Raw genomic sequence first — 26,015 nt, forward strand, 5'->3', positions numbered from 1 at the left:
ATCGCAGCGACCATTACTTCTATTATCATTGCGTTTTTCTCTGGAGTTATTCCTGCCGTAAAAGCAGCAAAACTTGATCCTATCGAGGCGCTGCGCTATGAGTAGCATCATTACTTCTAGTTATAAAAGTCCTGTAGGAGAATTAATTTTAGGCGTTTATGAAAATAAACTATGCCTAGCCGACTGGAAATACCGAAAGATGCGAGATGCGATAGATACTAGGCTAGCAAAGCATTTAGCTACTGATTTTGCACCAGGGACGCATGATCTTCTTGACGAAGCTGCGAGACAACTTCACGACTATTTTAATAAGAGTTTAGAAAAATTTGATTTGCCTCTCTTGCTTGCTGGTACCAGTTTTCAAGTAAGTGTTTGGGAAGAATTGCAAAATATTCCCTATGGAACGACTTGTAGTTATATCTCGCTTTCGCGAAAGCTAAAAAATGAAAAAGCTATTAGAGCCGTTGCAAGTGCAAACGGTGCAAATGCCATTTCTATAATCGTTCCCTGTCATAGAATTATAGGAGCTGATGGTTCCATGACTGGTTATGCGGGCGGAATTAAAGCAAAGAAAAAGCTGCTGGAGCATGAAGGTGTAAATCTTCATAACGGCCAGCAACTTTTATTCTAATTTTTTAATAAAAATTACTATTTACTAGGCATAAGAACCGCTACTAAGTCTTCATTTTGTTCAAAAAGATTTGTAGTGTCTTTTAAGAATACTACATTTTTAATAGATGCGTTTCCTATTTGATCTGTATAACCTTCTTCTTCATTCCAGTTGTGAAACGACCAATTTGTGGCTACCGGAATGCCTTCTATGTTTTCTATCTTATTGTATTTAGCAAAGTGCGGCTCTTCCTCTGCTTTTTCAAGATCTTTACCATAGCTTACAATATACGCAACACCAGCAAGTACATTGGTATCAGGGTTTTTATAAACTACGTACCAGTCTTCTGAGGTATCTCCTACTCCATTTTCAAAAGTTAATCGAGATGTAGGAAATTCATTTTCTCCAAAACTGAGGTTTCTTTGATTACTCCACTGCGTCCCTGGATCGTTTAATTTATAGGGTAAGGCAAAGAAATAAGACCACGTATAAGCGTGAAATCGCGTCACGGCGTTATCAGCTATTTCAGGCGATGAAAAGACTTAATCTTGGTCGGCTAGGATCATAGTACCATCTTGATTATCAATACGTACCATAGAACCATCTGTTTTTTGAGTAATTTTCGCGTCCAATAGTACATTACCTCCAAAGCTTACCTGAAAATCATATTGAACCGCATCATTTTTAAGGAAAGTACTTTTATGGTGAGCTTCCTCAATGCTTTGAGTAAAAGCATTTTCTGTTACCGCTTTTTTAGTTTCGGTTGCCTCTATAGGCTTTTCTGTGACAACATTATCGGTTGTAACTTCTTTACAAGCAATGGATACAGTCAATACTAGTGATAATAAGAATATTTTTTTCATTGTACTATTGGGGTTTAAACGATTGTTGATGTAAACTTCTTTTTTGGATTATTGTTATTAAACAAAATTAGAATTAAGGATTTTAATAATCTGCTAATTTTAAAATCTATAACATTTAATAAGAGCTAAAGAATAATTATAACGCCTTACCTATTTCTATAAATGAAAGGAGTAAATTTTTAAGATTTTATAATTCACTATTTTCAAAACCTTACTTTTGAACATGCCTAACTTTTGTAATTATGCTTACTAACGTTATATGTTCCCAATGCAACACACCTATTACAATAGACATAGATCTATACTTAAAAGGCCAAGTTTATAATTGCTCTAATTGTAACCATAAAATAGGCGTGGAAGAAGAAACAGACCTTGAACCAGAAAAAATCTTACTTTTCAAAAAGTTTGCGAAAGAAAAAAGAGGTGATGCTACAAAAATACCTTGTCCTGACTGCCGTACAATGATAACTTTTCAGTCTAAGGACATAAAAAAAGGTAAAGAAGTCACATGTCCTAATTGTAAAGTAGTCGTTACTTATACTGGTTAGATCCAGATGTAAAAACGTCGTCGACAAGCTCAGACTGGCAATTTTATTCTTGTAAACATTGCGTAAACCTGAGCAATTCCATAAACTCGTTTCAGACTAGTCGGAGTTGGTTTTGAAATCAAAAAACAATTCTCTTTCAAAACTGCGCTGATCGCTGTTTAGTTATAATTCGACTTATAAAAAATAGAAACCCTTTCCCTAGCTACTTCGGTAAACTAAGCACAACGCCTAAAAGGTGAGATTTCTATACCGTTTATAACACTCGATATTCGGTATTCGGTATTCAATATTCGATGTTCACATTTTCAAGTTCAATTTCATGTTCATGTTCAACTCCTAATCTCTTCCCTACCATCGCTATGTAGAGCAAACCTTCCTTTATTGCGATCGTGAACTTGCTCTTGCTCTGGCCATGGCCAGCCACCGAATTGTGTTTGCTGGTAATCTGCAAAGGCTTCTCTTATTTCTTGTTGTGTGTTCATTACAAATGGACCATGTTGCGCCACTGGCTCGTTGATAGGTTTTCCTTGCAGTACAAGTAGAAAAGCTGCCTCTTTACTGGTATTTTTTAATTCTAATTCTTCAGTAGATTTTACCTCAATAGAATGATTTACAGTTACAGCAGTATGATCTATTTCAATAGTATTCCCACGATAAAAGTACAAAGTTCTTTTTGCCTCGCTGCTTACTGCTTTGGGTAAACGATATGATGCTCCTGCATCCATTTGTATAGTAGCTACCAGCACTTCGTTTTCTGGATGCGCCGCCCAAGAATTAGGTGTTGGCTCAAGGGATGTGTGCGATCCTAACATCCCAGCGATTAGATCTATAGTAGTTGTATTTCCTGATTCATTTGTATGAGTAATAACAGGAACATCTTCACTCCACAGCATTTTAAAATGTGGTGGCACCATTTTACTCACTCGAGGTAAGTTGAGCCATACCTGAAAAATTTCTAGAGTGTTTTTCTTATCGTTGTGTAACATAGGAAACATCTCACTATGCAAGATTCCTTTTCCAGCGGTCATCCATTGTACGTCTCCAGCTCCAAAACGTCCAGCGCCACCCAAGGAGTCAGAATGATCTACAATTCCTTCTTTATTAATGGTTATCGTTTCAAAACCACGATGCGGATGGTAAGGAAAACCTGGCACATGACTGCCATGATACATTCTAAAACCATCTTTAAGCATAAAATCTTGACCTATATTCCTACCAGACTTCAAATGATCAGGAATTCCCAATTGCTCATCTCCTGATGGATATAAATCCCTATGATGCGCACAAAATAAAAACGGATCTTGGGTTTGCCATGGGAAACCTAATTGCTGCAAACGTATAATTGTTGAACTCATAAACCTTATTTTTACTCAAAAATAATGATTTTAATCTCGCTTTCGCGAAAGCGGAACCTTCCATACATTCCTACTTATTAAACGTATTCTTAAGTTTAAATTAGGATACATCCATTTATTCCATATTACTATTAGGTTTATCTTTGACAAGATTATTGCAGTCCCTTAAAGTTCATGGAACAAATACGAGAATATCTAGAAAGCATCGCTCACATCTCTGACGACGACTGGGAATTTTTTACCTCAAAATTGTTTCAACAAACTGTTCCTAAGAAAGAGGTTTTTTTAAAATTAGGAGAGGTAGAAAATCACATCTCTTTTATTCAATCTGGTATTGTGCGATTATTTATCCCTAAAGAGAATGATGAAAATGATATTTCTTTTGGCTTTAGTTTTGAAAATCAGTTTATAAGCGCCTACGATTCCTTTCTAACCAGAACACCTTCTTTATACCAGCTGCAAGCACTTACAGAGACTACGTTATTGAGTATTACCTATGATGACTTGCAAGAGGTGTATCAAAAAACACAAATAGGAAATTTAATAGGAAGACTCACTGCAGAGCGTTTATTTTTATTAAAATCAAAACGAGAACAAAATCTTTTAACTCTCACTGCCGAAGAACGTTATCTCAAACTTTTTAAAGAAAGACCGCAACTCATACGCCTCATGCCATTAAAATATATCAGTTCTTATATAGGTGTTACTGCGCAAGCTTTGAGTCGTATAAGAAAGAGAATTTCTTGACTTAGGTTCATTTTTTAAGCTTATTACCGGCTTTACCTTTGTAAAAAAAAGTTCATGGCGGTTATTTTGTTCGTTTTAATATTGTGGTATGGAGGTTTATTCTTCCAGTCCTTCTTTTTACATAGATATGCTGCGCACCAAGTTTTTACTATGTCTAAAACTATGGAGCGCATCACTTTTGTACTTACTTGGATTTTTCAAGGTTCTAGTTATCTAAGTGCTTATGGATACGGAATTATGCACCGTATGCACCATGCTTACACTGACACTGAAAAAGATCCTCACTCACCTAAATACGATGACAATTTATTTGCGATGATGTGGAAAACAAAGACCATCTATCAAGATATCAATAAAGATCGTATAGCGGTAGACGCTAGGTTTACTAAAAATGTTCCGCAGTGGAAATCTTTTGACCGTTTTGCAAGTTCTCGCTTTTCACGTTTATTGTGGATTACATTATATATATTGTTCTTTGTGTACTTTGTAACAGCCTGGTGGCAATGGTTGCTTTTACCTATTACTTTTTTAATGGCTCCTATTCATGGCGTTATCATCAACTGGTTCGGTCATATTTATGGTTATGTCAATTTTCAAATGAAGAATACCAGTAAGAATTTGTTCCGTTTTGATTTCTTAATGATGGGTGAAGGTTACCATAACAACCATCACAAACATGCAAACCGAGCTAATTTTGGTGTGAAATGGTATGAAATAGACATCACATACCTAATCATTAAATTGTTGAATAGCGCAGGTTTGATACGATTAAAAAGAGCTTAAATTAAGTTGGTTGATTTAATTATATTTCCTCTTATAGAATGAGAATCTGTAAGAGGATTTTTTTTGCTTACTATAGCAACGAGGTAATTGAGAAACTTATAACCTAAGGCAATCTTTCAAAGGTCTAGCATAAGAAATCATTAAGGAATAGAGTGCCATTGTAGTATCGAGAACTACTACTTCTTCTTGCGACGTTCTTTTCTAGCTTTTTTCTTATTGTACTCTCTTATACGTTTTGCTCGAGCGGCTAGCTGTATGCTATCATATGTAGGTGGTAAGTTGCGCTCATAGTTTTTCCAGTTGCTGCGTGCTTTGAAATAATCAAACTCAATGGCTGGATCTTGATCTTCTAGCTTGTCATCAATAATGTGATGAAGTAAGATATCTTCTACATAAAAATCATCTACAACGGTCTCTGGTAAATATTCTTCTTTAAGAGATAAATCAAAGAGTCGTGCCGTCTTATCAAACCAGAACGCGCTCCAGCCACTACGCAATCTTTTTAAAAGCGCATAAGCGGTATCACCTGTTTGCCGGTGAATCAATTTAATAAGAATCTGGCCTTCAGTTTTGGTTAGCTTTTTGAGCTCTGCATTGAATTCATCTTCAATATACTTCTCCACCATCTTAGCATACTTTTTCTTTTCGTTTTTAGTACGCAATGTTGCTAGCCGTTGATCTAGAACTGTAAGCCGCTCAGCTGCCATTTTTGCATAAGGCCATACTTTTAAAACTTTGCGTTTTAATCTTAAGTACCTAATGCGCTCGTACCTGCTATCAAAATTGAGGTCTTGCAATAACATTACTTTGTCCAGCTCTATAGAGCTTACTGAGTCGCCATCTATATAGTAGTACTCTGCGGTGGCGTTTGAAATAGAGTCCTTTTTTTTGGATGAAGATGTAGGTGGTTGTTGCGCTTTCGCGAAAGCGAGAACACAAAAAACACTTAACAAAAAGCTGACTATTTTATTCATAAATAATGTAGTGCCAAAAGCGTTCCAAAAATAAGAAACCGCTCACAATACAAGCGTTTTTAAAAGCATATTATTATCTTCACATTCTAAATTTAATAACATGGCTGAAACTAGCATTTTAAATAAAAAATCACTCGATTTTCTTGAAGAATACCTTAATACTGCTTCTCCTACTGGATATGAATGGAATGGTCAAAAGGTGTGGATGGACTATCTAGAACCTTATGTAGACGACTTCATTACAGACAACTATGGAAGTGCCGTAGGAGTAATTAATCCTGATGCAAAATTTAAAGTAGTTATTGAAGGTCATGCAGACGAAATCTCGTGGTACGTGAATTACATTACTGATGATGGTCTTATTTACGTGGTACGCAACGGTGGCTCTGATCACCAGATTGCTCCTTCTAAAAAAGTAAATATACATACTAAAAAAGGTATTGTGACTGGTGTTTTTGGCTGGCCAGCAATTCATACACGTAGTAAATCAAAAGAACAACCACCTAAATTAGACAACATTTTCATAGACTGCGGTTGTGAGACTAAAGAGGAAGTACTAGAACTAGGTGTAGACGTAGGTTGTGTAATCACTTATCCAGATGAGTTCTTTGTATTGAACAAAAACAAATTTGTATGTAGAGCTCTAGATAACCGTATGGGCGGTTTTATGATTGCTGAAGTGGCCAGATTATTGAAGGAGAATAAAAAGGAATTGGATTTTGGACTTTATGTTACTAACTCTGTTCAAGAAGAAATAGGACTACGCGGTGCAGAGATGATCACTCAAACTATCAAGCCTAATGTAGCTATAGTGACTGACGTGACACACGACACGACTACTCCTATGATTGATAAAAAGACTAATGGTGACGCGGCGATAGGAAAAGGTCCTGTCCTAGCCTACGCTCCAGCAATACAAAACAACCTGCGCAACCTGATCATGGACGCAGCAGATGCTAACGAGATTCCATATCAAAAAAGAGCTACATCTCGTTCCACTGGTACGGACACAGATGCTTTTGCTTATTCTAATGGTGGCGTACCAAGTGCTTTGATATCACTTCCATTGCGCTACATGCATACCACCGTAGAAATGGTTCATAGAGACGACGTAGAAAACGTTATCAAAATGATTTATGAATCGCTTTTAAAAATTCAAAACAACCACGACTTCAATTATTTTAATAATAAAAACGAAGGATTGTTTTAAATGAAATTTGAATTTAAAAGTAATGGAAATCCCTGTTTACATTTTGTGAATGGGGATTTTTTAGTTAAAAACTAATTCTAGTTTGTATTTTTTACTAGTAAGCTATTGATTAATTCCACCAAATAAGGAATTATCAAATCTGGATTCTTCCAGGCGATTTCATGACCTCTTTCTGGAAATGATACAATTTTATGGTTAGGGAAATTCTTCTTAGTAAACTCTATATTTTGATAAGGTACAATATCATCCTTATCATCGTGCAAATGATAAACAGGAATTGTCATCTTAACCCAGTCGTCTTTAATTAAAGCTAGTTCTTGTGCGTGCACTTTTTTCTCATCACCAGCAACACGATAACTAGTTGGCACGAGCCATCTAGTCAGTTTCCATCGTGTAAATCGCGATGCCCAAATATCATTTTCATTTTCTGGATCTATGGCTGGTGAAATCATTACAATTGCTTTTACATTTTCATTTAAGTAACCTATTCTCGCGGCTAGTGGACCACCATAAGAAGAACCTATGGTTAACACGTTTTTCAATTCTTTTTGTTTTATCAAAGCGCTCATTATTTGAGCTTGTAATTGGATAGATGTCATTTCATTTCCAAAATCAGAATATCCGTAGCCTGGCCGGTCTATAGCATAAATATTAGCTTTTTCTCTCAAAGTCGAGTCTAAAGCATAAGCATCCCAAGCAGATAACGAACTGGGCGAACCATGAAAGAAAATAAGATTGATAGAGTTATCTGGCTCAGTAACAGCCTGAATTCTCACTTTCAGATTTAAACTATCAACTTTGAAATAAGAAATATCTGCATTTACATAACTCTCTTCAAACTTCTCTTTTATTTCTTGATCAGAACTGCGCCATTGAAGAACTGTACAAGAGCTCAGACAAAGTCCAAGAACAAGAAGAATAGAAATTTTAGTAAAAGTAACAGATTGTATTCTCATAGAATTGTAAAGTACATCATCTCTTCAACTTTACATTTATAATTTGTAAGATATTTACTTACATGAAAACCATTTAATTGTATATTGGTGTATATTTACACCAAATCGATTGTTATGTCTAGACAAAGTATCTCCTTTACCGAACCAAATGATGAATGGCTGAAGTCTCAAGTCGCTAGCAAAGAGTATTCTAGTAAAAGCGAAGTAGTTAATGACCTTATAAGACAAGCCAGAAATCAAAGAGCAGAAATTGATTTCATAAGAATGAAGCTCGAGAAAGCTGAAAAAAGTGGAATTTCAACAAAAACGAAAGAAGAAATCTTAGAAATAGCCAGAACTAGAGCAAATGTTAAGTTATAAGCTGACAACTATTGCAGAGGATGATATAATTAGAATATATGATTATGGTGTCTACCGATTTGGAATACCGCAAGCTGAAAGTTACTACGACAAACTATATGAATATTTTGATGCCATTGCTCGAAACCCCTATTCTTTTCAAGCAGCAGATGATATTAAATCAGGTTATCGCAAATGCGTTTGCGGCTCTGATGTCATTTACTACAGAATTATGATTGATTATATAGAAATTAGCAGCATTATCGGTTCTCAAGATTTTCAAAACTTTGAATAAACAAAACATAAACAATAGAATCCTCTTTGAAGACAATCACCTTATCGCCATCAATAAAGAGTCTGGCGATTTAGTGCAAGGTGATAAAACTGGTGATGAGACTCTACCAGATTTGATTAAAGACTACATTGCTGTAAAATACGATAAGCCCGGCGCCGTATTCCTAGGCGTGGTACACAGGCTGGATCGACCTACTAGTGGTGTCGTTATTTTTGCGCGTACTTCAAAGGCCTTACCTCGTATGAACAAGCTTTTTGCTGAGCATAAAACTAACAAAACTTATTGGGCAATAGTGGAAGGAAAAGTACCTGAAAAAAGTGCCCGATTAGAGCATTACTTAGTTCGTAATCCTAAACAAAATAAGAGCTATGCGCACGATCACGAAGTCCCTAATTCTAAAAAAGCAGCACTCTCCTACTCTGTTTTAAAAGAACTCGACCGTTACACATTGCTTGAGATACAACTGGCAACAGGACGTCATCATCAAATCAGGACACAGCTTGCAAAAATAGGCTGTGTAATAAAAGGTGATTTAAAATATGGTGCAAAACGCAGTAATAAAGACGGTAGCATTCATTTACATGCAAGGTCTTTAGCCTTTGTGCATCCAGTGAGAAAAGAACCTGTTAACATTATTGCTCCTGTAAATAAGAAAGATGCTATCTGGAAACTTGTAGCAGATTTATAAACCGATTTTAATTCTGAAATTTTTTTGCTTAGAGATTGAGCAACTAACGCGCAACTCATTCTAACATAATTTTTGGTGAATCTGCTGTGAAGTACGCTATTTTAGTAATTCTAAAAATAGCTTATTCATGACTTCACTTAAAATTGCTCTAGACTGGACACCTAATGCAAATCATATCGGTTTTTTTATTGCACAAGAATTAGGTTACTATACTGATGTAAATTTAAAAGTTGAAATTCTAGATCCTAGTGCCGATAACTACAAAACCACACCAGCTAAGAAGGTAGAACTAGGTCAAGTGGATATGGCATTAAGTCCTCTAGAAAGCATCATGAGCTATCAAACTAAGTCCAAACCTTTTGACCTTATAGCAATAGCTGCTTTATTTCAAGAAGACTTAAGCGCCATTGTGTGTAAAAAAAGTAAGAGAATCAGTTCTCCTAAAGAATTAGATCATACTACTTATGCTTCTTACGATGCGCGTTATGAAGATGCGATAGTAAGACAAATGATTAAAAATGACGGAGGCAAAGGAATTCTGGAATGTGTGTATCCTGATAAGTTAAAAATCTGGGAAGCGATGGAAGAAGGCATTGTAGAATCCACATGGATATTTACGAATTGGGAAGCTGTTCAAGCCCAACAAAATAATATGGACCTGGAATATTTTAAACTTAAAGACTACGGTATTCCCTATTCTTATTCTCCGGTAATTGCCTGTTCTCAAACTTTTATAGAATCTAATTCAAAAGCATTACAATCTTTTCTAGAAGCAACTAAAAAAGGTTTTTATTATGCCCAAGAACATCCTGCACACGCTGCAGAAATATTACAAGGACTAGTTCCGCAAAAAGATCAAAACATGGATTTAGAAACCGCTATCAACTTAACTTGTAAGGTTCTCGGTGATAAAGAACATTGGGGTAAAATGAATCCTAACGGTATTCAGACATTTTTACAATGGTTGCAAGACCAGAAACTAGAAAAACACCATTTAAAGTCAGAATCACTTTACACTAACAATCTATTATAACTCATGCAAGTCAAAGAACTCCATCAAACGCAAATAGATTTCTTTAAAAGTCGCACAACTATTGATATCAAATACCGTGTAGAAAGCTTGCAGCGACTTAAAAACACCATTGAGAAAAGAGAAAATGATGTTTATGCAGCTCTTGAAAACGATCTTGGTAAAAGTGAGTTCGAAGCATTTCTTACCGAATATAATGTGATTATAGCTGAGTTAAAGAAATTTATTTACCGCACTAAAAAGTGGTCGCAGCCCATTAAAGTTTCCTCTTCCATTCTTAATTTTCCTAGTAAGGCTAGAAAATATCCAGAGCCTTATGGCAACGTATTAATTATATCGCCTTGGAATTATCCATTCCAGTTAGCGCTGGCTCCTTTGATAGGTGCTGTTGCCGCTGGGAATACAGTAGTTTTAAAACCTAGTGAATTTTCCACCGCAACAAGTTCTTTACTTCAAGAAATTATTGAGGAAGCTTTTGACCAAGAACACGTTTCTGTGCAACTAGGTGATGCAAACGTAGCCCAAGAGTTAACTGCCTTATCATGGGACTATATTTTCTTTACAGGTAGTCCTGGCGTAGGTAAAAAAATCTATCAAGCCGCTGGAAAACATCTTACTCCAGTAACTTTAGAATTAGGCGGTAAAAACCCATGTGTGGTACATGAATCTGCAGCGATTAAAGTCACCGCAAAACGAATTGTTTGGGCAAAATTTCTTAATGCCGGACAGACTTGTATAGCACCAGATTATCTGCTAGTGCATCATTCTATCAAAGATCAGTTAGTTACTGAGATAAAAAAACAACTGAAAGAATTCTTTGGACAAGAAATTAAAAAATCTCCCGATTACCCTAGAATCATAAGAGAAGCACACTTTGACCAGTTGCTTGAAATGATATCTGGCGAGTCCATTTTAACCGGTGGTACTCATGATAAGGCATCGCTTTATCTTGCACCTACTTTGATTGATGAGCCATCACGAGATTCAAAAGTCATGCAAGACGAGATCTTCGGCCCTATTCTTCCAGTGATAAGTTACAAGACCCAGCAAGAATTAGAAACCTGGATCGAGAGCTATGAAAAACCATTAGGCGCCTATTGTTTTACTAATGATTCTAAATTTGAAGATTGGTTTGTACAGCGATTCTCCTTCGGTGGTGGCGTGATTAATGACAGCATTGTACAGTTCATTAACGATCGTTTACCCTTTGGTGGCGTGGGCAATAGCGGGATAGGGTCTTACCACGGTAAGCATAGCTTTGAAACTTTTTCCCATTATAAAAGTGTGGTGCATCGTGGCACGTGGATTGATCTACCAGTAAAGTACGCACCATATGCTAATAAATTAAAATGGGTTAAGAAGCTCATGAGCAAATTATAAGTAAAACAGGCTCAGCTCTTAAAGTTCTATTAATGTGAGGTTAATATGTTGTTAGCACGCTTTCGCGAAAGCGGTATCGCATCTATCTTTAAAGAAAAAATCATGATTAAAGAAGGAACAAAAGTTAAATGGAACTGGGGAAATGGAACTGCAGAAGGAAAAGTACAGTCTACATTTACTAAATCGGTAACCAGAACCATTGATGGAAACGAAGTGACTAGAAAGGGTGAAGAAGGCAACAAAGCCTTATATATCAAACAAGACGATGGTGATAGTGTTTTAAAACTTGAAAGTGAAGTAGAACGTGTAGATTAATCAATTTTATTGATTAAATTTATCAAATAAATAATCCCTCTTGAATTTATTACAGACCATATCTCAACAAGTATTACAATCCAGCATTAGTAACATGATAGGGATGATATTCCTTACTATTGTTGTAATTGCTGCATGGTACTGGTTTGTCAAGAATCACAAGTCAGATGCTGATGATGCAAAAAGCAGGCTTGCCATAAAGATAGATCGCAACGGTAAACACCGTTATGAGGTGATACCTAATTTTGGGAATAGTAATCTCAAATTTTGGATCAAGATTGTAATTGCAATTATTGCTTTATTATTTTTATGGTTGCCGTTTAAACTTTTATTCCAACCTCAATACTAGTTGCCATGGCAGAGCTTGTTAAGATTTACGAAGATAACCCCAATCAAAAAGAGTTAGCACGCATCGCCAAAGCCATGAAAAATGGTGCATTAGTCATTTACCCAACAGATACAGTGTATGGATTAGGTTGCGACATCACTAATAAAAGTGCTCTAGAAAAAGTAGCCCGTCTTAAAGGTGTAAAATTAGAAAAAGCCAACTTCTCTTTTATCTGTGAAGATCTAAGTAATTTGAGCGACTACGTAAGCCAGATAGATTCCAATACATTTAAAATTCTTAAACGCAACTTGCCTGGACCATATACTTTTATACTTCCAGGAAATAATAACCTACCTACAGTTTTTAAGAAAAAGAAAACGGTAGGTATACGTGTTCCCGATAACAAAATTGCTGTAGAATTAGTGAAATTACTCGGTAATCCTATTATCTCCACCTCTATTAAAGATGAGGATGAGGTAATTGAATACACCACAGACCCTAGTCTTATTGTTGAAAAATGGGAACACCTAGTAGATTATGTTATTGATGCCGGTTATGGTGGTAATATAGGTTCTACGATTATAGATCTTACTGGAGACGAACCTGTTTTAGTAAGAGAAGGAAAAGGATCAACTGAATTATAGATTTGCTATCTAAGTTTCATAAAATAGAGTTTTTTTCAAGTGCTATCTTTCTGTTTCTAAGCTTTTTTCTATTCTTGTACGTCTATGGCTATACATTGAGTTTAGCAGATTCTACTATAGATCTCAATATACATGATACTTACTTTGTAGTTGAATCCTACGATGCATTCAAAACTTTTTTAATCTGCGGAATCACTATAAGTGGCCTATTATTTTTTTTAAGTCAGAAGAAGTTCTCAAAATTCCATTTTCTTTATGCCATTCTGGTATTGTTGAAATTATTATGGGTATTTGCATACATTAAGACTTATACTTTTTTCTCTCCAGACCATTTTCCATCTAGGTATTATACCAATTCTGTTTTAGAATTAGAAATGGTTTATCAAACAGCTAGTATTCTCATTGTTCCTATTTTACTATTTCTAATATTGATCCTAGTTATTGTCAAGCTTTTTAGTTTAAGAAAAAGACATAAATTATAGTGATCTGATTATTTATTTGGTGAAACGATTCTCATCTAACTATAAGTCTTAATTTCATACTATTTCACATTTTCTTACCACACTCTTAAGTGGTAATGTTCTAAATTTATTGTGATTAAAAATTATAAAAATGCCATACTTGGAAAAAACAACAGCACAAAAAGACGCAGACGTTAATATATACTACGAAGACCACGGCAGTGGTAAACCTATCATCCTTATTCATGGATGGCCATTAAGTGGCGCTATGTGGGAATATCAAGTCCCAGCGCTCATAGAGTCTGGACATCGAGTGATTACTTACGACCGTAGAGGATTTGGAAAATCATCACGTCCTTATACAGGTTATGATTATGATAGTATGGCAGAAGACCTGCACGACCTGATCAAAAAATTAGACCTAAGAGATGTTATTCTTGCTGGTTTTTCTATGGGTGGTGGAGAGCTGGCACAATATGTAGGTACCTTCGGTACGAGTAGAATAAGCAAGTTGATTTTTATAAGTTCTATTGCTCCTTTCCTTTTAAAAACAGAAGACAATCCCGATGGTGCTCCTGACGACGTATTCAAAGGAATGGAAGACAATGTAAAAAATGACCGCTTGGGATTCTTAAAAGGTTTTGGTGAAGGTTTTGTAAATTATGAAGATAACAAAGACCGCATCTCTCAAGGGCAGCTGGACTATAATTTCCAGATTGCCGCAGCAGCAAGTCCTAAGGGAACTCTAGACTGTATCAATGCCTTTGGTAGAACAGATTTAAGAGACGCACTTAAGAAAATAGACGTTCCTACCCTATTTATTCATGGCGATGCCGATAATATCGTACCTATAGAACCTAGTTCTAAACAAGGTCACGAGCTGGTAGAAGACTCCAGATTAGAAATTATCAAAGACGCTCCTCACGGATTATATGTCACACATACTGAAGAACTGAATGAGATCTTACTCGATTTCTTGAAATAGACTCCTTTCCCTAAAGGTAAAAACCGCTTCATCTCTATTAATGAAGCGTTTTTTTTATGCCTTGAAACGTTGCGGTGTTGGTAGTGCATCCGCTTTCGCGAAAGCGCAATCACATCCATCATCCTGCCTTTATTTTGCATTTTACACAAATTAAAAATTATAGATTACTTGATTTGCGCAAATTGAAATCTGTAAGATGCTTATAGATTTGGTAGGACTTAAAAGGATGAATTATGAATATTCCAAAAGCTTTGATATTTTTTAGATTACTGCTAGCTCCTATAATTTTGAGCCTTGCTTATTTTATAGGCGACACTTCAAAAACAGTAATTGTGGTATTGATGTACTTAGGATTGATCTCTGATATCTTAGATGGCATCATTGCTCGTAAACAAGGTGTTTCAAGTGCTCAATTGAGAAGAATGGACAGCCAGACCGATATGGTGTTTTGGCTCTCGATAGGTTTTGCAACTTGGATCTTGTATCCAGAACTTATTGCAACTCATGCCACGGCTATTTATGCCATTCTCGCAATGGAAGTCGCTTGTTATGTGATAAGCATTGTCCGGTTTAAAAAAGAAACTTGTACGCATGCCTTTTTATCAAAATTATGGGGAATTACACTATTGATAGCTTTTACCTCGTTAATAGGTTTTAATCATGCTGGGATACCATTTACCATAGCTATAATTATGGGATTGATCTCTCACATTGATCGCATTTTGATCACGCTTATACTACCTAAATGGACGCATGATATTCCAAGTGCCTATCATGCTTATTTGATAAGAAAAGGAATAGATTTTAAAAGAAACGACTTACTTAACGGTTAATAAATGCTCGAATTATGAAAAAACTAGCCCAACAATACTACGCGATAATAAGTGATAAAGTATGTACAGCCACATATGCCACATTATGGACCGCATTGCAACACAAACTAGGTGTCACCTATCTTGATTTAAAAATGGAGCAATTTGACAAGCAGAAAAGAAGAGAATTGCTCTCCTTAGTTCCTAAACACATTAAAAAAGGAAAACAATCCATTTTAAGCATACAGCTTACTAATTCTAGAATCAAAGAACTAAGAGAGGTTCTTACTGAATCTGGATTATCAGTTATTAAATTAATACGAATTCCAGCAAATATGAAAGAACAAGAACTGGCGATTCCTTCTCACATTATGAGAGATTTGTTCTAACTATTCGGCTAGAAGTTCTTCTATAAACGAATAAAATTCTTGCTGAAACCTTTCATGCTTACTGCCTGTTGCAAGACCGTTATATCCAGTGTGAATGCGTCTTACCTTTCCTGTTTTATCTATATAAATACTTGTAGGATAAGATAATACATGATTGAGCATCGGTAACTTTTCATTTGCTGTTGTTTTATCTGTTGTACCATATTGAGCTAACAATATAGGATACGTGATATCTTCAGATTTTATTAATCGTTGAATAGAATTCATTGCCGCTTTTTCACTACGTGCATATTCAAAGGCAAGTCCTATAAATTTTACATCATTATTTTGCTGGTTCAAATATTCTTGATAAAACCTAGTTTCTTCTAGACAGTTAGGACACCAAGTTCCTAATAGTTGTACGATCACAACTTGATTCTGGAATTCAGAATCATTGATACTTACAACTTCTCCATCTACATTTTTAAAACTAAATTCTATGGTATCATATCCTTCTTTGAGATACGTCAATTCCTTTGCGTCAGGTAGTTCATAATTGTTGTTTAACCTTGCTTGAAAAGGTTCTTTCCAGTGATTACCGCTATAAAAATCTCCTATGATCGTACTATCGGTGATTGCTGCCTCAAAGAGAAAGGCGTGTGCACCATCAAAAGTGGATAGTTTTAAAGAATCATTTGTAACGATTCCTTCTAGAAACCTATAATCACCAGTAGTGGTCTCAAAAGTTCCTGTTACTTGATTACCTGTTTGAGTAAAAACACCTTTGGCAATGTAGCGATCGGTATCATTATTAGGACTGAAAACAGTCTCGTAGCTTCCGGTTATATTTTTAACGACAGGTTTAGAAGAGACATTTTCAAATCTCGCAGCCTTATTTGCTAGCATCTTAAAAGGTACTACTCGATCTAGACTAGGTTTGATATGAACGCCGGTAATCAAGTTCTTTGATTCAAATTTACCTTTAAAAACACCTTCAAAAACTGGTGGTTGAATAAATATAGAATCTTGTTTTATAGAAACTTCTGTCACGACTATTTCTTCACTAGCGTTTTTAATGGTAATGCTTTGATCTTTATTTACAATAACATTTACCGGTAATTGTTTACCAGATCCTAAGTCTAGTACTAAACGCCAATTTCCTTCTTCTAATTGATATGTAGCCGGTTGATTCTCGCAAGAGTATAAAAATAGAACCGAAAGTAGTAAGATGATCTTTTTCATAATGCAAGATTAAAATTAAATTATCACGTAATTATCATACATTATTTTATTAGTAATTATTTAGCACTTGTGTGATAATTCAAGACCTTTGCCACATGAGTCACCGACACTTTTTAATCTACAAACCTTATAAAATGCTCAGTCAGTTCATGACTAACGATAGGCATCAAAAAAACAAAAAGTTTTTAGGTGATTTACACGATTTTCCAGGAGGCAGCATGGCAGTAGGAAGACTGGACGAAACCAGTGAAGGATTACTACTCATCACTACCGACGGCCAACTGAGCAGCCATATCAACAAAAAAGGAAAAGTAGAAAAAGAATACTACGCTCAAGTAGATGGAATCATCACCGAAGAAGCCGTTCAAAAAATGACCTCTGGAATCGAGATCAGCATTAATGGTAGTTTATATCAAACTAAAGAGTGTAAAGCACAAATTTTAAAAGAGGTTCCCAATCTACCAGAAACGCATCAGCGTATTAGAGATGAGCGCCATGGTCCTACTTCTTGGGTTTCTGTAACATTAAAAGAAGGGAAATTTAGACAAGTGCGTAAAATGTGTGCTGCAGTTGGTTTTCCCGTATTGCGACTGGCTCGTGTACGGATAGGTGATTTTACTCTGGAAAGTTTGGATGACAAAACCGTAAAAGAGGTTACTAATCAAATGGATTGATTTGGTTTACAACCCAAAATAAGGATTTATCTACTTATCATTCTTTAAAATAATCAACGTAGCTCGTACACCAGATGCAAGATTCCAGATGTTTTGTTGCACTACTTTGCCTTTCATATCCATCACCTTAAACTCTGCAGTGTTGGGTCCTGAAGTCCCTTGATTTAAGGCTTCGATTTCTAGTTTATTAAATCCATCTTTCAGCGGTATTCCTACTCCTTGATAAGCGTTACGTAGATAGATTTTATCGACTAGGATTTTATCATCTTGCCAGATGCGCACCATATCGCCATCTTCAAATTGGTGATCTCTACAAACTAATCTTAGAATTTTCTCACCAGTTCTTATCTCACCTAAAAAGGTATCACTTCTAAAACCAGCACCTACCGGAGCATCTTTCTTGAACTTTTGATTTTTGTATTTGATGCCTGGATCTACAAGATCTGTCTCCATACGCATCTTGATCTCGTTATTTTCTTTAGGTCTCGTATAGGTCTTAGACTCGGTCTTTTCTGGAAACAGCATAGAACCGCCACTTTTAGTTTGTGGTACAGGTTCTATAGTTCTAGGTGTGGTTTTAGGCGTCTCTTGCGCCATGGAAACACCGAGTGAAAGCATAAAAATAAATACAACTAACTTTTTCATACTTGCAAGTTATCAAATTCCTTGCCCAAAGTGATCACAAAGAAGTTATTTTTAGTTAAAGCTTGTGTTCTAAGTACATCATCTTCAGCTTGCCTAACTTAAAATACAAGAGATGGCATCACTTTCTAAATTTGGAAATAGTGTTTTAAAATAAAAACACCTGTTATGGAGTGGCTACCATTACAGATGTTTCTATATATTCTTATGCTTATATGTATCTCGCTTTCGCGAAAGCGGAAACCTAAAACACTTAGTCTAAACGAGTGATCTTTGCTCCTATCGCCTGTAAACGCGTGTCTATGTTTTGATAACCACGGTCTATTTGCTCAATGTTGTGGATGGTGCTGGTACCTTTGGCACTTAAAGCAGCGATTAACAACGAGATTCCGGCGCGTATGTCTGGGCTGGTCATGGTTGTTGCTTTTAATTGCGACTGGAAATCATACCCTATAACACTCGCTCTGTGCGGATCACAAAGAATAATTTTGGCACCCATGTCGATCAGTTTATCAACGAAAAACAATCGGCTTTCAAACATCTTCTGGTGAATCAACACACTACCTCTAGCCTGCGTTGCTACTACTAGAACAATACTCAATAAATCTGGCGTGAAACCTGGCCATGGCGCGTCAGAAATAGTTAAAATAGAACCGTCGATGTAATTCTGGATCTCATAACCATCGGTATGTGCAGGAATATGAATATCATCGCCCTGACGCTCGATGGTGATTCCTAGCTTTCTAAAAGTCGCTGGGATAATTCCCAACTCGTCATAAGAAACATTTTTAATCGTGACCTCAGATTTAGTCATCGCAGCAAGACCTATCCAGCTACCTATCTCGATCATATCTGGCAGAATGCGGTGCGTGGTACCACCTAATTTCTCAACTCCTTCTATGATCAACATGTTAGAACCTATTCCAGAAATATTTGCGCCCATGCGCACAAGCATGTTACACAATTGCTGTAAATACGGCTCGCAAGCAGCGTTGTAAATGGTGGTTTTTCCTTTGGCAAGAACGGCAGCCATCACGATGTTTGCTGTTCCTGTTACTGATGCTTCATCGAGTAGCATGTAAGCACCATGAAGCTCGTCTGCTTCTACACCGTAGAAGTATTCTTCTTTGTTGTATCTGAATTTTGCACCTAGTTTGATAAAACCTTCAAAGTGCGTGTCTAGACGACGACGACCGATTTTATCACCACCAGGACGCGGAATATATCCTTTTCCAAAACGAGCCAGTAATGGCCCAACTAACATGATAGAACCACGCAAGCCACGACCTTGGATTTTATATTCTTCAGACTGTAACCAGTCCAAGTTGATATTATCGGCTTGAAAGGTGTAGGATTCTTTACCGTTTTTAGTCACTTTAACGCCTAGATTGTTGAGTAAAGCGATCAATTTATTGACATCTATAATGTCAGGAACGTTATTGATTTCTACTGGCTGGTCGGTTAATAAGACTGCACAAAGTATTTGAAGCGCTTCATTTTTAGCACCTTGAGGTTGAATTTCTCCTTTTAATTGATGTCCACCTTCTATGATAAATGTTCCCATGAATAATTTTAATTGTAATTTTTAAAAATAAAGAACTTGGAGTGGTTTGTAAAGCGATCTACTGTGAAGTATTCACAAGTAATGAACAGTTGAAAGTCTCAGTTTTTAGTGGCAGGATTTAGTATTCAGTTTTCAGTGGCAGTAGGCAGTAATTAGTAGTTAGTAGTCAGATTATTAAATTGTCATCATGCTGCATAGCGGAATCTCTTTGGGTCTTTCGCAAAATATTTAAGATGAAATGAATGCCGCTGTTTGTAAACCCTTTTTTAAGACGTATATCAACTAGATTTTAAACGCTTTACAACTACCTACTAATGGGTATTTCTACCCAATTTTTAATCAAACGTACGAAATACCGCTCTTATTCAATTTAATTGCTATAAATTTCAAGAATCATTTGCTGCTGCAATGCTCCTTATTACGGTTTCCCGTAAAGGATATGGATTTTGAGGTTGTACTTTGGGCGGTGGAATGGTGAGTTGAATGTGCGCCTATCCCGGTAATTGATATAGGATAAAGTGTACGTTTGGGATTGTATAACGATTTAGCAATAATTATAGACGAACATTGTAACTTAAGGATAAATCAATTTACAAAACAAATTATGGGATTATTAGATGATTTAATGAAAAGCACGGAAAAAATGATTGATGAAATGGATTCTGGTTCTGAAAAGAGCAGAAGTCAATCTTTTCTTGAAGAATTCTGGGACAAGCGAAATGAGTTGCAAGACGCAAAAGACACTAGTTACGGAAATGAAAAAAAAGGAATAAGCCAACTTCTTGATTTATTCAACAGAAAAGGAAGAGACAACGATATGGAACCATATTAGGAATTGACAAAAAGAAAAATGACTTTTAAATATTAAATATGGCAGAAGAAATAAATAAAGGAGTAATTATGAAAACTCTGGATTGGACTTACGATAAAGCCGTAAGTGGTTTTCCAGGAATAGATTCCGCCTATGAAATGGCTGAAAATTACTTAAAAAATCAACCAGACAAAATAAAGGCAGCGGATAGTTTAATCCGCTGGCAAAATACTAAATCCGGTACAAGTGGGTTTTTAGCAGGACTTGGAGGATTTATAACTTTGCCTGTAACTATTCCAGCAAATTTAGCAAGCATAATGTATATTCAAATTAGGATGATTGCTGCAATCGCAGTTATTGGTGGTTATGATTTGAAAGATGACAGAGTTAAGTCATTAATTTATGCTTGTATGACTGGTAACGCTGCTAAAGAAATTATTAAGGATGTTGGACTTGCAGCTGGTAAAAAATTTGCTATAGTTGGAATTAAGAACATATCAACCAAAACAATTATTGCTATCAATCAAAAGGTTGGTTTTAGATTGATAACTAAATTTGGCGAGAAGGGAGTTGTAAATTTAGGGAAAGCCATACCGATTGCTGGTGGAGTAATTGGTGGCGCAATTGATTCCTACACTACTAACGTAATTGGTAACATAGCGAGAAATACCTTCGTAGGAAAAAAAGTTAAGTATTATCCGTATGTCACTATTTTTGGATATGATATTACTTACTAGGCGAAAATAACTGTTGCTAAAAATGTATAAAAACAATAAGGCAATTGTAGCAAAACCGAATGGTTCGGAAACATTTGCAAGGTTGCCAAATTTTTAAATTTGGCTTATTCAGAAAAAAAAGATTATAAGAAAAATTAGAAATATGGCTTGTGCTAAACCGAGGTTTAGTGCTTCTTAATCGCCTACTTTTCATATACTAACCGTTGCCATTAATTAGAACTAACTTTATGAAAACAATATTTCTTTTTCTTTTTAGTCTGCTGATTTTTACCACAAATAATTTTGAGATTAATAATGGGGAAGTTCTCTGGCGCAAAGTTAATCAACAATCGATTTTAATTGAAACTCTTGAGGAAACTATGATTAAGTCTGGTAGATTTACTAATCTCACTATAACCGAAAATTTAATAACTGCTGAAATACAAAACTTACCAATAGATTACAAAGGTGCTGGCGAATCCGAAATGTCAATACCAATGTACATTGCTCGCAGTTCTATTAATGCTTACATAGTGATTGAAATAAAAGAAAACAGATACAGAGTAACAGTCAAAAACATAAAACTAGTTCAAAATTATTCAGATGCTTTGAGCGAGCAAGGCGAAATAACAGCTCTTGAAGTTTATGCGTTGCGAAAGAAAAATACTGAGTTCAAAAAAGGATTTATGAAAAAAACTTCCAGAATCCTAGATCATACTTTCGAAAAGCTAATAGTGTTTGAAAATGATAATGGTAAGTGGTAATTAATGAATGTGCTACAACAACATAAAAAAATAATAGGCAATAAGTGCTTAATCAAATGAAAAAGGCACTTTTACGAGATCGCCAAATTTTTAAATTTGGCTAAAGAAAGATTAAAATAAAGCGATAATAAGAACTGAAAATATTGAAAATAATAGTCAAAGAAATATCAAAAGGGTTAGATGACAATAATTGGTTTAAAGAAATCACAAATTCTTTACAAGGTTTAGATTGTAAAAAATATGTTGAAGGACTAATAAATTTTTCTCAAAAAAAACAGAAGAGAAAAGTCGCTAAATTGCAAAATTTTATATTAAAAATTCTAGAAGAACAGTTTGTAGACTTTCAATGGCAAACTGAATTTAAAGTTAGTGAAAAAAGAGACGCAATTGATATTTATGGAAAACGTGAAAATGATATTTTAATTATTGAATTAGATAAATGGAGAGCGGATCAAGTCGCAAAAAAACTAATTTCAAGAACTGCACTTTTAAAAGAAAATAATATAGGTTTTGTATCTTTATGTTATGCAGGAACACCAAGTATGAATAAGTCTGAATGTTTAAAATATTTTCAGTATGGAAATATAGTTTTAACTGAACTAAATAACTATTACGCTGGAATGATAATAGAATAACTAACGACTAAAACGTATTAATCAAATATATCGTTAGTCACATAGTCAAAGTTAAGGTCTAATTCAAAAGAAGCCAAATTTTTAAATTTACCGATTTTCAATAGAAAGATAAATAGTAAAAATTGAAAAATTCGGCTTGTGCTAAATCGAAAAGTCAGTACATTTTTAAAAGCTACGAGCCATATGCAGAGATGTTTTGCTTAAAACCTAAAATTATCAAATAAAACAATTGTGAGCGAAGAAAAAGATGAACTAATAGATAAACTAACCAAACTCAGTGAAAAACCTGGAGGAAAACAAGCTGTGAGATATATCCTAAATACATTAGGAGCAGTTCCATTTGCTGGTGGAGCAATTGCTGGAGCTGGACAACTTTGGGGAGAAAAAGAACAACAAAAATTTAATGACACATTGGCTGAATGGGCTGCAAAAACAGATAGTGATTTAAAAATAATCACTAACAATATTGATAAATTACTTCAGACACCGACTAGAGCTAAACTGAGTTTATTAATGGGAGAAATTTTAGGAGATGAATTAGCTAAAGGTTTTTTATCAAAACCAAATCAATACATACCAATTGCTTTACATAATCAAACTCTTAACGAATTAGAACCTTTTATTGAAAAGAGTTGGATTAAAATTCAACCTACTCACAGTACCGTTCAAATGGGCGGTGGAAATCGAGTTGGAAATAACATTGAAGAATTAAAAAGACCATATGGTTTTGGTAGTACTTTTAATATCCAAATTAACGAGTCATATTTTAATGATTAAAAAGAAAAAAACTTAAGCGCAATAATGGCGCGAAGTAATTGCTTGTTCTCGCCTACTTCTTAAAATCCTCGCGGATTTTCAGTTTGTTGCGTACTGGCTGAGTTTCGTGTTAACCCATGTAGCTACACATAGCCGAGACCTTTTAATGCAATTTTAAAGAAATATCGTGTATTTATGAAAGAGAAAATAATTTATTTGACCGTCATATTTGGGTTACTCATTTTTATAGGATTTTTGATAGAAGTTGTTTTTTACGTAAATACTGCCTTGAATGATTTTGTGAGATTTCTGTTTGTATTACCTTGGATTTTAATAATTGGATTTTTCGTATACCGATTTATTAACAAAATTGATGATATTACCATTGGTACATTTGCAGGGGCATCTGTTTTAATAGGATTGCTATTATCAATCGTTACATTGATTTTAAACTTGTCTTTAGGTCTTGATAAAATAATTGAAAAGAATTATGTGGCAGTTTATGGAATAACAACAGGTTTTGATAGCCGTTCTGATAGCGAACAAGACATCAAACATAAAACAAACGTATATAAAATTAACGATAGCAGAGCGAAAAGGGAAATTAATAAAATGGAATATGTATATGAAGATGCTTCGACAAAAGAATTCTTGTTTTGGCAGACAGCATTTGCAAGCGGATTTGAACCAATCAATATATCGGAATACAATGGCTCAAATTCCTTTGGTAAAATCATAACCTTATTTTTTACCGTAGGACCAATATTTATTCTTGAACTATTTATAAACGCTATTATGAGTTCTTGGATTTTATTTATAATACCGATTATAGGATTGTTTTTTAAGAGAATGCTTTTTGAAAAAGAATTGAAACCTTTTACAAACTACTTTACAAACAGTGTAAAAAAAACTGCATAGAACAATGTATCTAAAAAATAGCGCAAGAAATTACAAAAAAGGTAACATGCACATTTCCAAGGCAACCAAATTTAAAATTTGGCTAATTGAAAAAATGATAATAAGAAAAGTAAAAAATACCGCACGTGCTTAATCCTAAAATCATTTTATAATTTACACGCTACGAGAAATATACAAGACCTTTGTCATTAATAAACATCAAACATGAAACATCTTCTAACACTTTTGATTTTATTTAGCACTATTCCCATAATAGCAAATGGACAAAATTTTGTCTTTATTGGTGAGAACAGCTATCCAAGTACTAAAAAGTATACTTTAAAATCTAATTCCGATGATGAGAATATCAATGATTTAAAGCTTGTTTTCGCCAAGGATGGCGAAAAGGGACTTATCGTTGTTAGTTCAAAACTAACTGACGTTGTTAAAATCGCAAATAAACTAATTATATATCTTGATGATGGGACCGTAATCTCTTGTATTGACAGAGGTATTAATGACAATGTTGATGATATCGCAATTTCTGCATATAGTTTAACAAAAGCAGAATTTACTAAAATTAAATTTAGTAATATTAATACAATTAGATATCAAATTGTATGTTCTGTATGCGGACCATTTAATTCATGGGAAGGCACTTACTCAGCATCAAATAAAGGAAACTCGAAGACCGACTTTACTGTAGTTGTCTCTAAGTTTTATGAAAAATAAAATAATATGGGAAAGAAACTTACAGTTTACATGATTGACGGAACTGCTTATGGACCTCGTTTGAGCGAAATTGGTAATTGGGTCGGTAAAGCAATCTATTCACCTAGAGCATCAGTCAACAAAATAATGAATCGCCCTGAATTTGACAATCCTGGAATCTATTGTTTAAAAGGTGACCCAACAGACGATGCTTTTGATGAAAAAATATATATCGGCGAAGCAGAAAATATTAAGACAAGATTAAAGCAGCACCTAAGTGATTCTAATAAGGATTTTAAAGAGCTTATCTTTTTTGTAAGTAAGGACGAGCTGCTGACTAAAACTCAAATTAGATACTTAGAATCTAGACTTGTTCAAATTGCATTAGAGGCAAAAACGGCACAAATAGACAATGGCAACTCACCTAGTTTACCAACACTTCATGAAGCGGATATTTCTGACATGGAATATTTTCTTGAGCAGATCAAACTGATTCTTCCAGTAATGGGTTTTAAATTTTTAATTTCTTCAACTGTTTCTGCGAATAGTAAATTAGAATCAAATAGTAAAGGAGAAGTACATGAGACTTACTTGATTAAAACGAAAACGTTTAAAGCAACAATGATTGAAACGGATCAAGGATATATTGTCGCGAAAGGAAGTGAAGCTAAGAAAGACCTGTCCCCTTCTTGCACAGAAACTTATCGAAATATGAGAAGAAAGCTAATTGAAACCAAAATCATGATTGAAAATAAAGATAAAATGATTTTTACGGAAGATGCAGTTTTCAATAGTCCAAGTGCAGCATCAAATATGGTTCTAGGTCGTAATTCAAATGGTTTTACAGAATGGGTTACGAAAAAAGGGGAAACATTTAAGAAAGTTCAAGAAAAAATAAATAAATAATGCTTA

At 35.0% G+C, this 26,015-nt stretch carries 33 protein-coding genes; 25 read left to right on the top strand and 8 right to left on the bottom strand.

Annotated features, from left to right (window positions below):
- Window positions 1–97 precede the first annotated feature (97 nt).
- Window positions 98–631, top strand: coding sequence for a methylated-DNA--[protein]-cysteine S-methyltransferase (locus tag A9Q93_RS09795; protein WP_303687212.1), 534 nt, complete (start codon window positions 98–100; stop codon window positions 629–631).
- Window positions 632–648: 17 nt separating this feature from the next.
- Here A9Q93_RS09795 and A9Q93_RS09800 read toward each other — a convergent pair whose 3' ends face one another.
- Together A9Q93_RS09800 and A9Q93_RS09805 are read right to left on the bottom strand one after the other, a co-directional pair.
- Window positions 649–1,119: a DUF6503 family protein gene (locus A9Q93_RS09800; protein WP_303687213.1), complete on the bottom strand. Its 471-nt coding sequence runs from the start codon at window positions 1,117–1,119 to the stop codon at window positions 649–651.
- Window positions 1,120–1,152: 33 nt separating this feature from the next.
- Window positions 1,153–1,473 carry a hypothetical protein gene (locus tag A9Q93_RS09805; RefSeq protein ID WP_303687214.1) on the bottom strand — a complete coding sequence of 107 codons (321 nt, stop codon included), beginning with the start codon at window positions 1,471–1,473 and terminating at the stop codon, window positions 1,153–1,155.
- Between the two features lie 242 nt (window positions 1,474–1,715).
- Between A9Q93_RS09805 and A9Q93_RS09810 the strand changes: the two genes are divergently transcribed.
- Window positions 1,716–2,021, top strand: a complete 306-nt coding sequence (locus tag A9Q93_RS09810; protein ID WP_303687215.1) for a hypothetical protein — start codon at window positions 1,716–1,718, stop codon at window positions 2,019–2,021.
- 329 nt (window positions 2,022–2,350) lie between these two features.
- Here the strand turns inward: A9Q93_RS09810 and A9Q93_RS09815 are convergent, their stop codons facing one another.
- Window positions 2,351–3,376, bottom strand: coding sequence for a pirin family protein (locus A9Q93_RS09815; protein ID WP_303687216.1), 1,026 nt, complete (start codon window positions 3,374–3,376; stop codon window positions 2,351–2,353).
- A 174-nt stretch (window positions 3,377–3,550) separates the two neighbouring features.
- On the opposite strand from A9Q93_RS09815, the gene A9Q93_RS09820 reads away from it, so the two are divergent.
- The gene (locus A9Q93_RS09820) at window positions 3,551–4,123 is read left to right on the top strand and encodes a Crp/Fnr family transcriptional regulator (RefSeq protein WP_303687217.1); all 573 of its coding nucleotides are present in this window, start codon (window positions 3,551–3,553) and stop codon (window positions 4,121–4,123) included.
- A 54-nt stretch (window positions 4,124–4,177) separates the two neighbouring features.
- Window positions 4,178–4,906, top strand: a complete 729-nt coding sequence (locus A9Q93_RS09825; protein WP_303687218.1) for an acyl-CoA desaturase — start codon at window positions 4,178–4,180, stop codon at window positions 4,904–4,906.
- A 176-nt stretch (window positions 4,907–5,082) separates the two neighbouring features.
- On the opposite strand, the gene A9Q93_RS09830 is transcribed toward A9Q93_RS09825, so the two are convergent.
- Window positions 5,083–5,880 (bottom strand): DUF4294 domain-containing protein, encoded by a 798-nt coding sequence (locus tag A9Q93_RS09830; RefSeq protein WP_303687220.1) that lies wholly within the window; start codon window positions 5,878–5,880, stop codon window positions 5,083–5,085.
- A 100-nt stretch (window positions 5,881–5,980) separates the two neighbouring features.
- Here A9Q93_RS09830 and A9Q93_RS09835 point away from each other — a divergent pair, with 100 nt between their 5' ends.
- Window positions 5,981–7,090, top strand: a complete 1,110-nt coding sequence (locus A9Q93_RS09835; RefSeq protein WP_303687221.1) for a M42 family metallopeptidase — start codon at window positions 5,981–5,983, stop codon at window positions 7,088–7,090.
- Between the two features lie 77 nt (window positions 7,091–7,167).
- On the opposite strand, the gene A9Q93_RS09840 is transcribed toward A9Q93_RS09835, so the two are convergent.
- Entirely contained in the window at window positions 7,168–8,046 is an 879-nt protein-coding gene (locus A9Q93_RS09840; protein WP_303687222.1) for an alpha/beta fold hydrolase, read from the bottom strand.
- A 114-nt stretch (window positions 8,047–8,160) separates the two neighbouring features.
- On the opposite strand from A9Q93_RS09840, the gene A9Q93_RS09845 reads away from it, so the two are divergent.
- From A9Q93_RS09845 to A9Q93_RS09895, 11 genes are all read left to right on the top strand, one after another.
- Window positions 8,161–8,406, top strand: a complete 246-nt coding sequence (locus A9Q93_RS09845) for a type II toxin-antitoxin system ParD family antitoxin (RefSeq protein ID WP_303687223.1) — start codon at window positions 8,161–8,163, stop codon at window positions 8,404–8,406.
- The gene (locus A9Q93_RS09850; RefSeq protein ID WP_303687224.1) at window positions 8,393–8,680 is read left to right on the top strand and encodes a type II toxin-antitoxin system RelE/ParE family toxin; all 288 of its coding nucleotides are present in this window, start codon (window positions 8,393–8,395) and stop codon (window positions 8,678–8,680) included. Before A9Q93_RS09845 ends, A9Q93_RS09850 begins: the two co-directional genes overlap by 14 nt.
- Window positions 8,673–9,368: an RluA family pseudouridine synthase gene (locus A9Q93_RS09855; protein ID WP_303687225.1), complete on the top strand. Its 696-nt coding sequence runs from the start codon at window positions 8,673–8,675 to the stop codon at window positions 9,366–9,368. Before A9Q93_RS09850 ends, A9Q93_RS09855 begins: the two co-directional genes overlap by 8 nt.
- Before the next feature lie 127 nt (window positions 9,369–9,495).
- Window positions 9,496–10,401, top strand: coding sequence for an ABC transporter substrate-binding protein (locus A9Q93_RS09860; RefSeq protein WP_303687226.1), 906 nt, complete (start codon window positions 9,496–9,498; stop codon window positions 10,399–10,401).
- 3 nt (window positions 10,402–10,404) lie between these two features.
- On the top strand, window positions 10,405–11,778 hold the full coding sequence (locus tag A9Q93_RS09865; RefSeq protein ID WP_303687227.1) for an aldehyde dehydrogenase: 1,374 nt from the start codon (window positions 10,405–10,407) through the stop codon (window positions 11,776–11,778).
- A 102-nt stretch (window positions 11,779–11,880) separates the two neighbouring features.
- Window positions 11,881–12,093: a DUF2945 domain-containing protein gene (locus A9Q93_RS09870; protein WP_303687300.1), complete on the top strand. Its 213-nt coding sequence runs from the start codon at window positions 11,881–11,883 to the stop codon at window positions 12,091–12,093.
- A 40-nt stretch (window positions 12,094–12,133) separates the two neighbouring features.
- A complete protein-coding gene (locus A9Q93_RS09875; protein ID WP_303687228.1) occupies window positions 12,134–12,442 on the top strand; it encodes a hypothetical protein in 309 nt (102 codons plus the stop codon).
- Window positions 12,443–12,447: 5 nt separating this feature from the next.
- A complete protein-coding gene (locus A9Q93_RS09880; RefSeq protein WP_303687229.1) occupies window positions 12,448–13,065 on the top strand; it encodes an L-threonylcarbamoyladenylate synthase in 618 nt (205 codons plus the stop codon).
- A 612-nt stretch (window positions 13,066–13,677) separates the two neighbouring features.
- Entirely contained in the window at window positions 13,678–14,511 is an 834-nt protein-coding gene (locus A9Q93_RS09885) for an alpha/beta fold hydrolase (RefSeq protein WP_303687231.1), read from the top strand.
- A gap of 233 nt (window positions 14,512–14,744) precedes the next feature.
- On the top strand, window positions 14,745–15,344 hold the full coding sequence (locus A9Q93_RS09890; protein WP_303687232.1) for a CDP-alcohol phosphatidyltransferase family protein: 600 nt from the start codon (window positions 14,745–14,747) through the stop codon (window positions 15,342–15,344).
- Window positions 15,345–15,358: 14 nt separating this feature from the next.
- Window positions 15,359–15,712 carry a hypothetical protein gene (locus tag A9Q93_RS09895; RefSeq protein ID WP_303687233.1) on the top strand — a complete coding sequence of 118 codons (354 nt, stop codon included), beginning with the start codon at window positions 15,359–15,361 and terminating at the stop codon, window positions 15,710–15,712.
- Here A9Q93_RS09895 and A9Q93_RS09900 read toward each other — a convergent pair whose 3' ends face one another.
- Window positions 15,713–16,933, bottom strand: coding sequence for a TlpA disulfide reductase family protein (locus A9Q93_RS09900; protein WP_303687234.1), 1,221 nt, complete (start codon window positions 16,931–16,933; stop codon window positions 15,713–15,715).
- A gap of 95 nt (window positions 16,934–17,028) precedes the next feature.
- Between A9Q93_RS09900 and A9Q93_RS09905 the strand changes: the two genes are divergently transcribed.
- A complete protein-coding gene (locus tag A9Q93_RS09905; protein ID WP_303687235.1) occupies window positions 17,029–17,607 on the top strand; it encodes a pseudouridine synthase in 579 nt (192 codons plus the stop codon).
- Window positions 17,608–17,637: 30 nt separating this feature from the next.
- On the opposite strand, the gene A9Q93_RS09910 is transcribed toward A9Q93_RS09905, so the two are convergent.
- Window positions 17,638–18,252, bottom strand: coding sequence for a hypothetical protein (locus tag A9Q93_RS09910; protein WP_303687237.1), 615 nt, complete (start codon window positions 18,250–18,252; stop codon window positions 17,638–17,640).
- Window positions 18,253–18,502: 250 nt separating this feature from the next.
- A complete protein-coding gene (murA, locus tag A9Q93_RS09915) occupies window positions 18,503–19,813 on the bottom strand; it encodes a UDP-N-acetylglucosamine 1-carboxyvinyltransferase (protein ID WP_303687238.1) in 1,311 nt (436 codons plus the stop codon).
- Between the two features lie 604 nt (window positions 19,814–20,417).
- Between murA and A9Q93_RS09920 the strand changes: the two genes are divergently transcribed.
- The 8 genes from A9Q93_RS09920 to A9Q93_RS09955 all read left to right on the top strand — a co-directional run bounded on the left by A9Q93_RS09920 (window position 20,418) and on the right by A9Q93_RS09955 (window position 26,009).
- Window positions 20,418–20,645: a hypothetical protein gene (locus A9Q93_RS09920; protein WP_303687239.1), complete on the top strand. Its 228-nt coding sequence runs from the start codon at window positions 20,418–20,420 to the stop codon at window positions 20,643–20,645.
- A gap of 38 nt (window positions 20,646–20,683) precedes the next feature.
- Window positions 20,684–21,361 (top strand): EcsC family protein, encoded by a 678-nt coding sequence (locus A9Q93_RS09925; protein ID WP_303687240.1) that lies wholly within the window; start codon window positions 20,684–20,686, stop codon window positions 21,359–21,361.
- Window positions 21,362–21,588: 227 nt separating this feature from the next.
- Window positions 21,589–22,104 carry a hypothetical protein gene (locus tag A9Q93_RS09930; protein WP_303687241.1) on the top strand — a complete coding sequence of 172 codons (516 nt, stop codon included), beginning with the start codon at window positions 21,589–21,591 and terminating at the stop codon, window positions 22,102–22,104.
- A 143-nt stretch (window positions 22,105–22,247) separates the two neighbouring features.
- Window positions 22,248–22,739 carry a hypothetical protein gene (locus A9Q93_RS09935; RefSeq protein WP_303687243.1) on the top strand — a complete coding sequence of 164 codons (492 nt, stop codon included), beginning with the start codon at window positions 22,248–22,250 and terminating at the stop codon, window positions 22,737–22,739.
- A 231-nt stretch (window positions 22,740–22,970) separates the two neighbouring features.
- A complete protein-coding gene (locus tag A9Q93_RS09940; protein ID WP_303687245.1) occupies window positions 22,971–23,516 on the top strand; it encodes a hypothetical protein in 546 nt (181 codons plus the stop codon).
- Between the two features lie 174 nt (window positions 23,517–23,690).
- The gene (locus tag A9Q93_RS09945) at window positions 23,691–24,413 is read left to right on the top strand and encodes a hypothetical protein (protein ID WP_303687247.1); all 723 of its coding nucleotides are present in this window, start codon (window positions 23,691–23,693) and stop codon (window positions 24,411–24,413) included.
- A gap of 204 nt (window positions 24,414–24,617) precedes the next feature.
- Window positions 24,618–25,124, top strand: a complete 507-nt coding sequence (locus tag A9Q93_RS09950; RefSeq protein WP_303687248.1) for a hypothetical protein — start codon at window positions 24,618–24,620, stop codon at window positions 25,122–25,124.
- Between the two features lie 6 nt (window positions 25,125–25,130).
- Window positions 25,131–26,009, top strand: coding sequence for a GIY-YIG nuclease family protein (locus tag A9Q93_RS09955; RefSeq protein WP_303687249.1), 879 nt, complete (start codon window positions 25,131–25,133; stop codon window positions 26,007–26,009).
- Window positions 26,010–26,015: the final 6 nt, after the last annotated feature.

The organism is Nonlabens dokdonensis (assembly GCF_002162835.1).
Taxonomy (GTDB): Bacteria; Bacteroidota; Bacteroidia; order Flavobacteriales; family Flavobacteriaceae; genus Nonlabens; species Nonlabens dokdonensis_B.

Bases quoted from the DNA above. Each gene is read 5' to 3' on its own strand.
- A9Q93_RS09795 (WP_303687212.1), top strand. From the start codon at position 98: ATGAGTAGCATCATTACTTCTAGTTATAAAAGTCCTGTAGGAGAATTA.
- A9Q93_RS09805 (WP_303687214.1), bottom strand. From the start codon at position 1,473: ATGAAAAAAATATTCTTATTATCACTAGTATTGACTGTATCCATTGCT.
- A9Q93_RS09810 (WP_303687215.1), top strand. From the start codon at position 1,716: ATGCTTACTAACGTTATATGTTCCCAATGCAACACACCTATTACAATA.
- A9Q93_RS09815 (WP_303687216.1), bottom strand. From the start codon at position 3,376: ATGAGTTCAACAATTATACGTTTGCAGCAATTAGGTTTCCCATGGCAA.
- A9Q93_RS09820 (WP_303687217.1), top strand. From the start codon at position 3,551: ATGGAACAAATACGAGAATATCTAGAAAGCATCGCTCACATCTCTGAC.
- A9Q93_RS09825 (WP_303687218.1), top strand. From the start codon at position 4,178: ATGGCGGTTATTTTGTTCGTTTTAATATTGTGGTATGGAGGTTTATTC.
- A9Q93_RS09830 (WP_303687220.1), bottom strand. From the start codon at position 5,880: ATGAATAAAATAGTCAGCTTTTTGTTAAGTGTTTTTTGTGTTCTCGCT.
- A9Q93_RS09835 (WP_303687221.1), top strand. From the start codon at position 5,981: ATGGCTGAAACTAGCATTTTAAATAAAAAATCACTCGATTTTCTTGAA.
- A9Q93_RS09840 (WP_303687222.1), bottom strand. From the start codon at position 8,046: ATGAGAATACAATCTGTTACTTTTACTAAAATTTCTATTCTTCTTGTT.
- A9Q93_RS09845 (WP_303687223.1), top strand. From the start codon at position 8,161: ATGTCTAGACAAAGTATCTCCTTTACCGAACCAAATGATGAATGGCTG.
- A9Q93_RS09850 (WP_303687224.1), top strand. From the start codon at position 8,393: ATGTTAAGTTATAAGCTGACAACTATTGCAGAGGATGATATAATTAGA.
- A9Q93_RS09860 (WP_303687226.1), top strand. From the start codon at position 9,496: ATGACTTCACTTAAAATTGCTCTAGACTGGACACCTAATGCAAATCAT.
- A9Q93_RS09865 (WP_303687227.1), top strand. From the start codon at position 10,405: ATGCAAGTCAAAGAACTCCATCAAACGCAAATAGATTTCTTTAAAAGT.
- A9Q93_RS09870 (WP_303687300.1), top strand. From the start codon at position 11,881: ATGATTAAAGAAGGAACAAAAGTTAAATGGAACTGGGGAAATGGAACT.
- A9Q93_RS09880 (WP_303687229.1), top strand. From the start codon at position 12,448: ATGGCAGAGCTTGTTAAGATTTACGAAGATAACCCCAATCAAAAAGAG.
- A9Q93_RS09885 (WP_303687231.1), top strand. From the start codon at position 13,678: ATGCCATACTTGGAAAAAACAACAGCACAAAAAGACGCAGACGTTAAT.
- A9Q93_RS09890 (WP_303687232.1), top strand. From the start codon at position 14,745: ATGAATATTCCAAAAGCTTTGATATTTTTTAGATTACTGCTAGCTCCT.
- A9Q93_RS09895 (WP_303687233.1), top strand. From the start codon at position 15,359: ATGAAAAAACTAGCCCAACAATACTACGCGATAATAAGTGATAAAGTA.
- A9Q93_RS09900 (WP_303687234.1), bottom strand. From the start codon at position 16,933: ATGAAAAAGATCATCTTACTACTTTCGGTTCTATTTTTATACTCTTGC.
- A9Q93_RS09905 (WP_303687235.1), top strand. From the start codon at position 17,029: ATGAGTCACCGACACTTTTTAATCTACAAACCTTATAAAATGCTCAGT.
- A9Q93_RS09910 (WP_303687237.1), bottom strand. From the start codon at position 18,252: ATGAAAAAGTTAGTTGTATTTATTTTTATGCTTTCACTCGGTGTTTCC.
- murA (WP_303687238.1), bottom strand. From the start codon at position 19,813: ATGGGAACATTTATCATAGAAGGTGGACATCAATTAAAAGGAGAAATT.
- A9Q93_RS09920 (WP_303687239.1), top strand. From the start codon at position 20,418: ATGGGATTATTAGATGATTTAATGAAAAGCACGGAAAAAATGATTGAT.
- A9Q93_RS09925 (WP_303687240.1), top strand. From the start codon at position 20,684: ATGGCAGAAGAAATAAATAAAGGAGTAATTATGAAAACTCTGGATTGG.
- A9Q93_RS09930 (WP_303687241.1), top strand. From the start codon at position 21,589: ATGAAAACAATATTTCTTTTTCTTTTTAGTCTGCTGATTTTTACCACA.
- A9Q93_RS09945 (WP_303687247.1), top strand. From the start codon at position 23,691: ATGAAAGAGAAAATAATTTATTTGACCGTCATATTTGGGTTACTCATT.
- A9Q93_RS09950 (WP_303687248.1), top strand. From the start codon at position 24,618: ATGAAACATCTTCTAACACTTTTGATTTTATTTAGCACTATTCCCATA.
- A9Q93_RS09955 (WP_303687249.1), top strand. From the start codon at position 25,131: ATGGGAAAGAAACTTACAGTTTACATGATTGACGGAACTGCTTATGGA.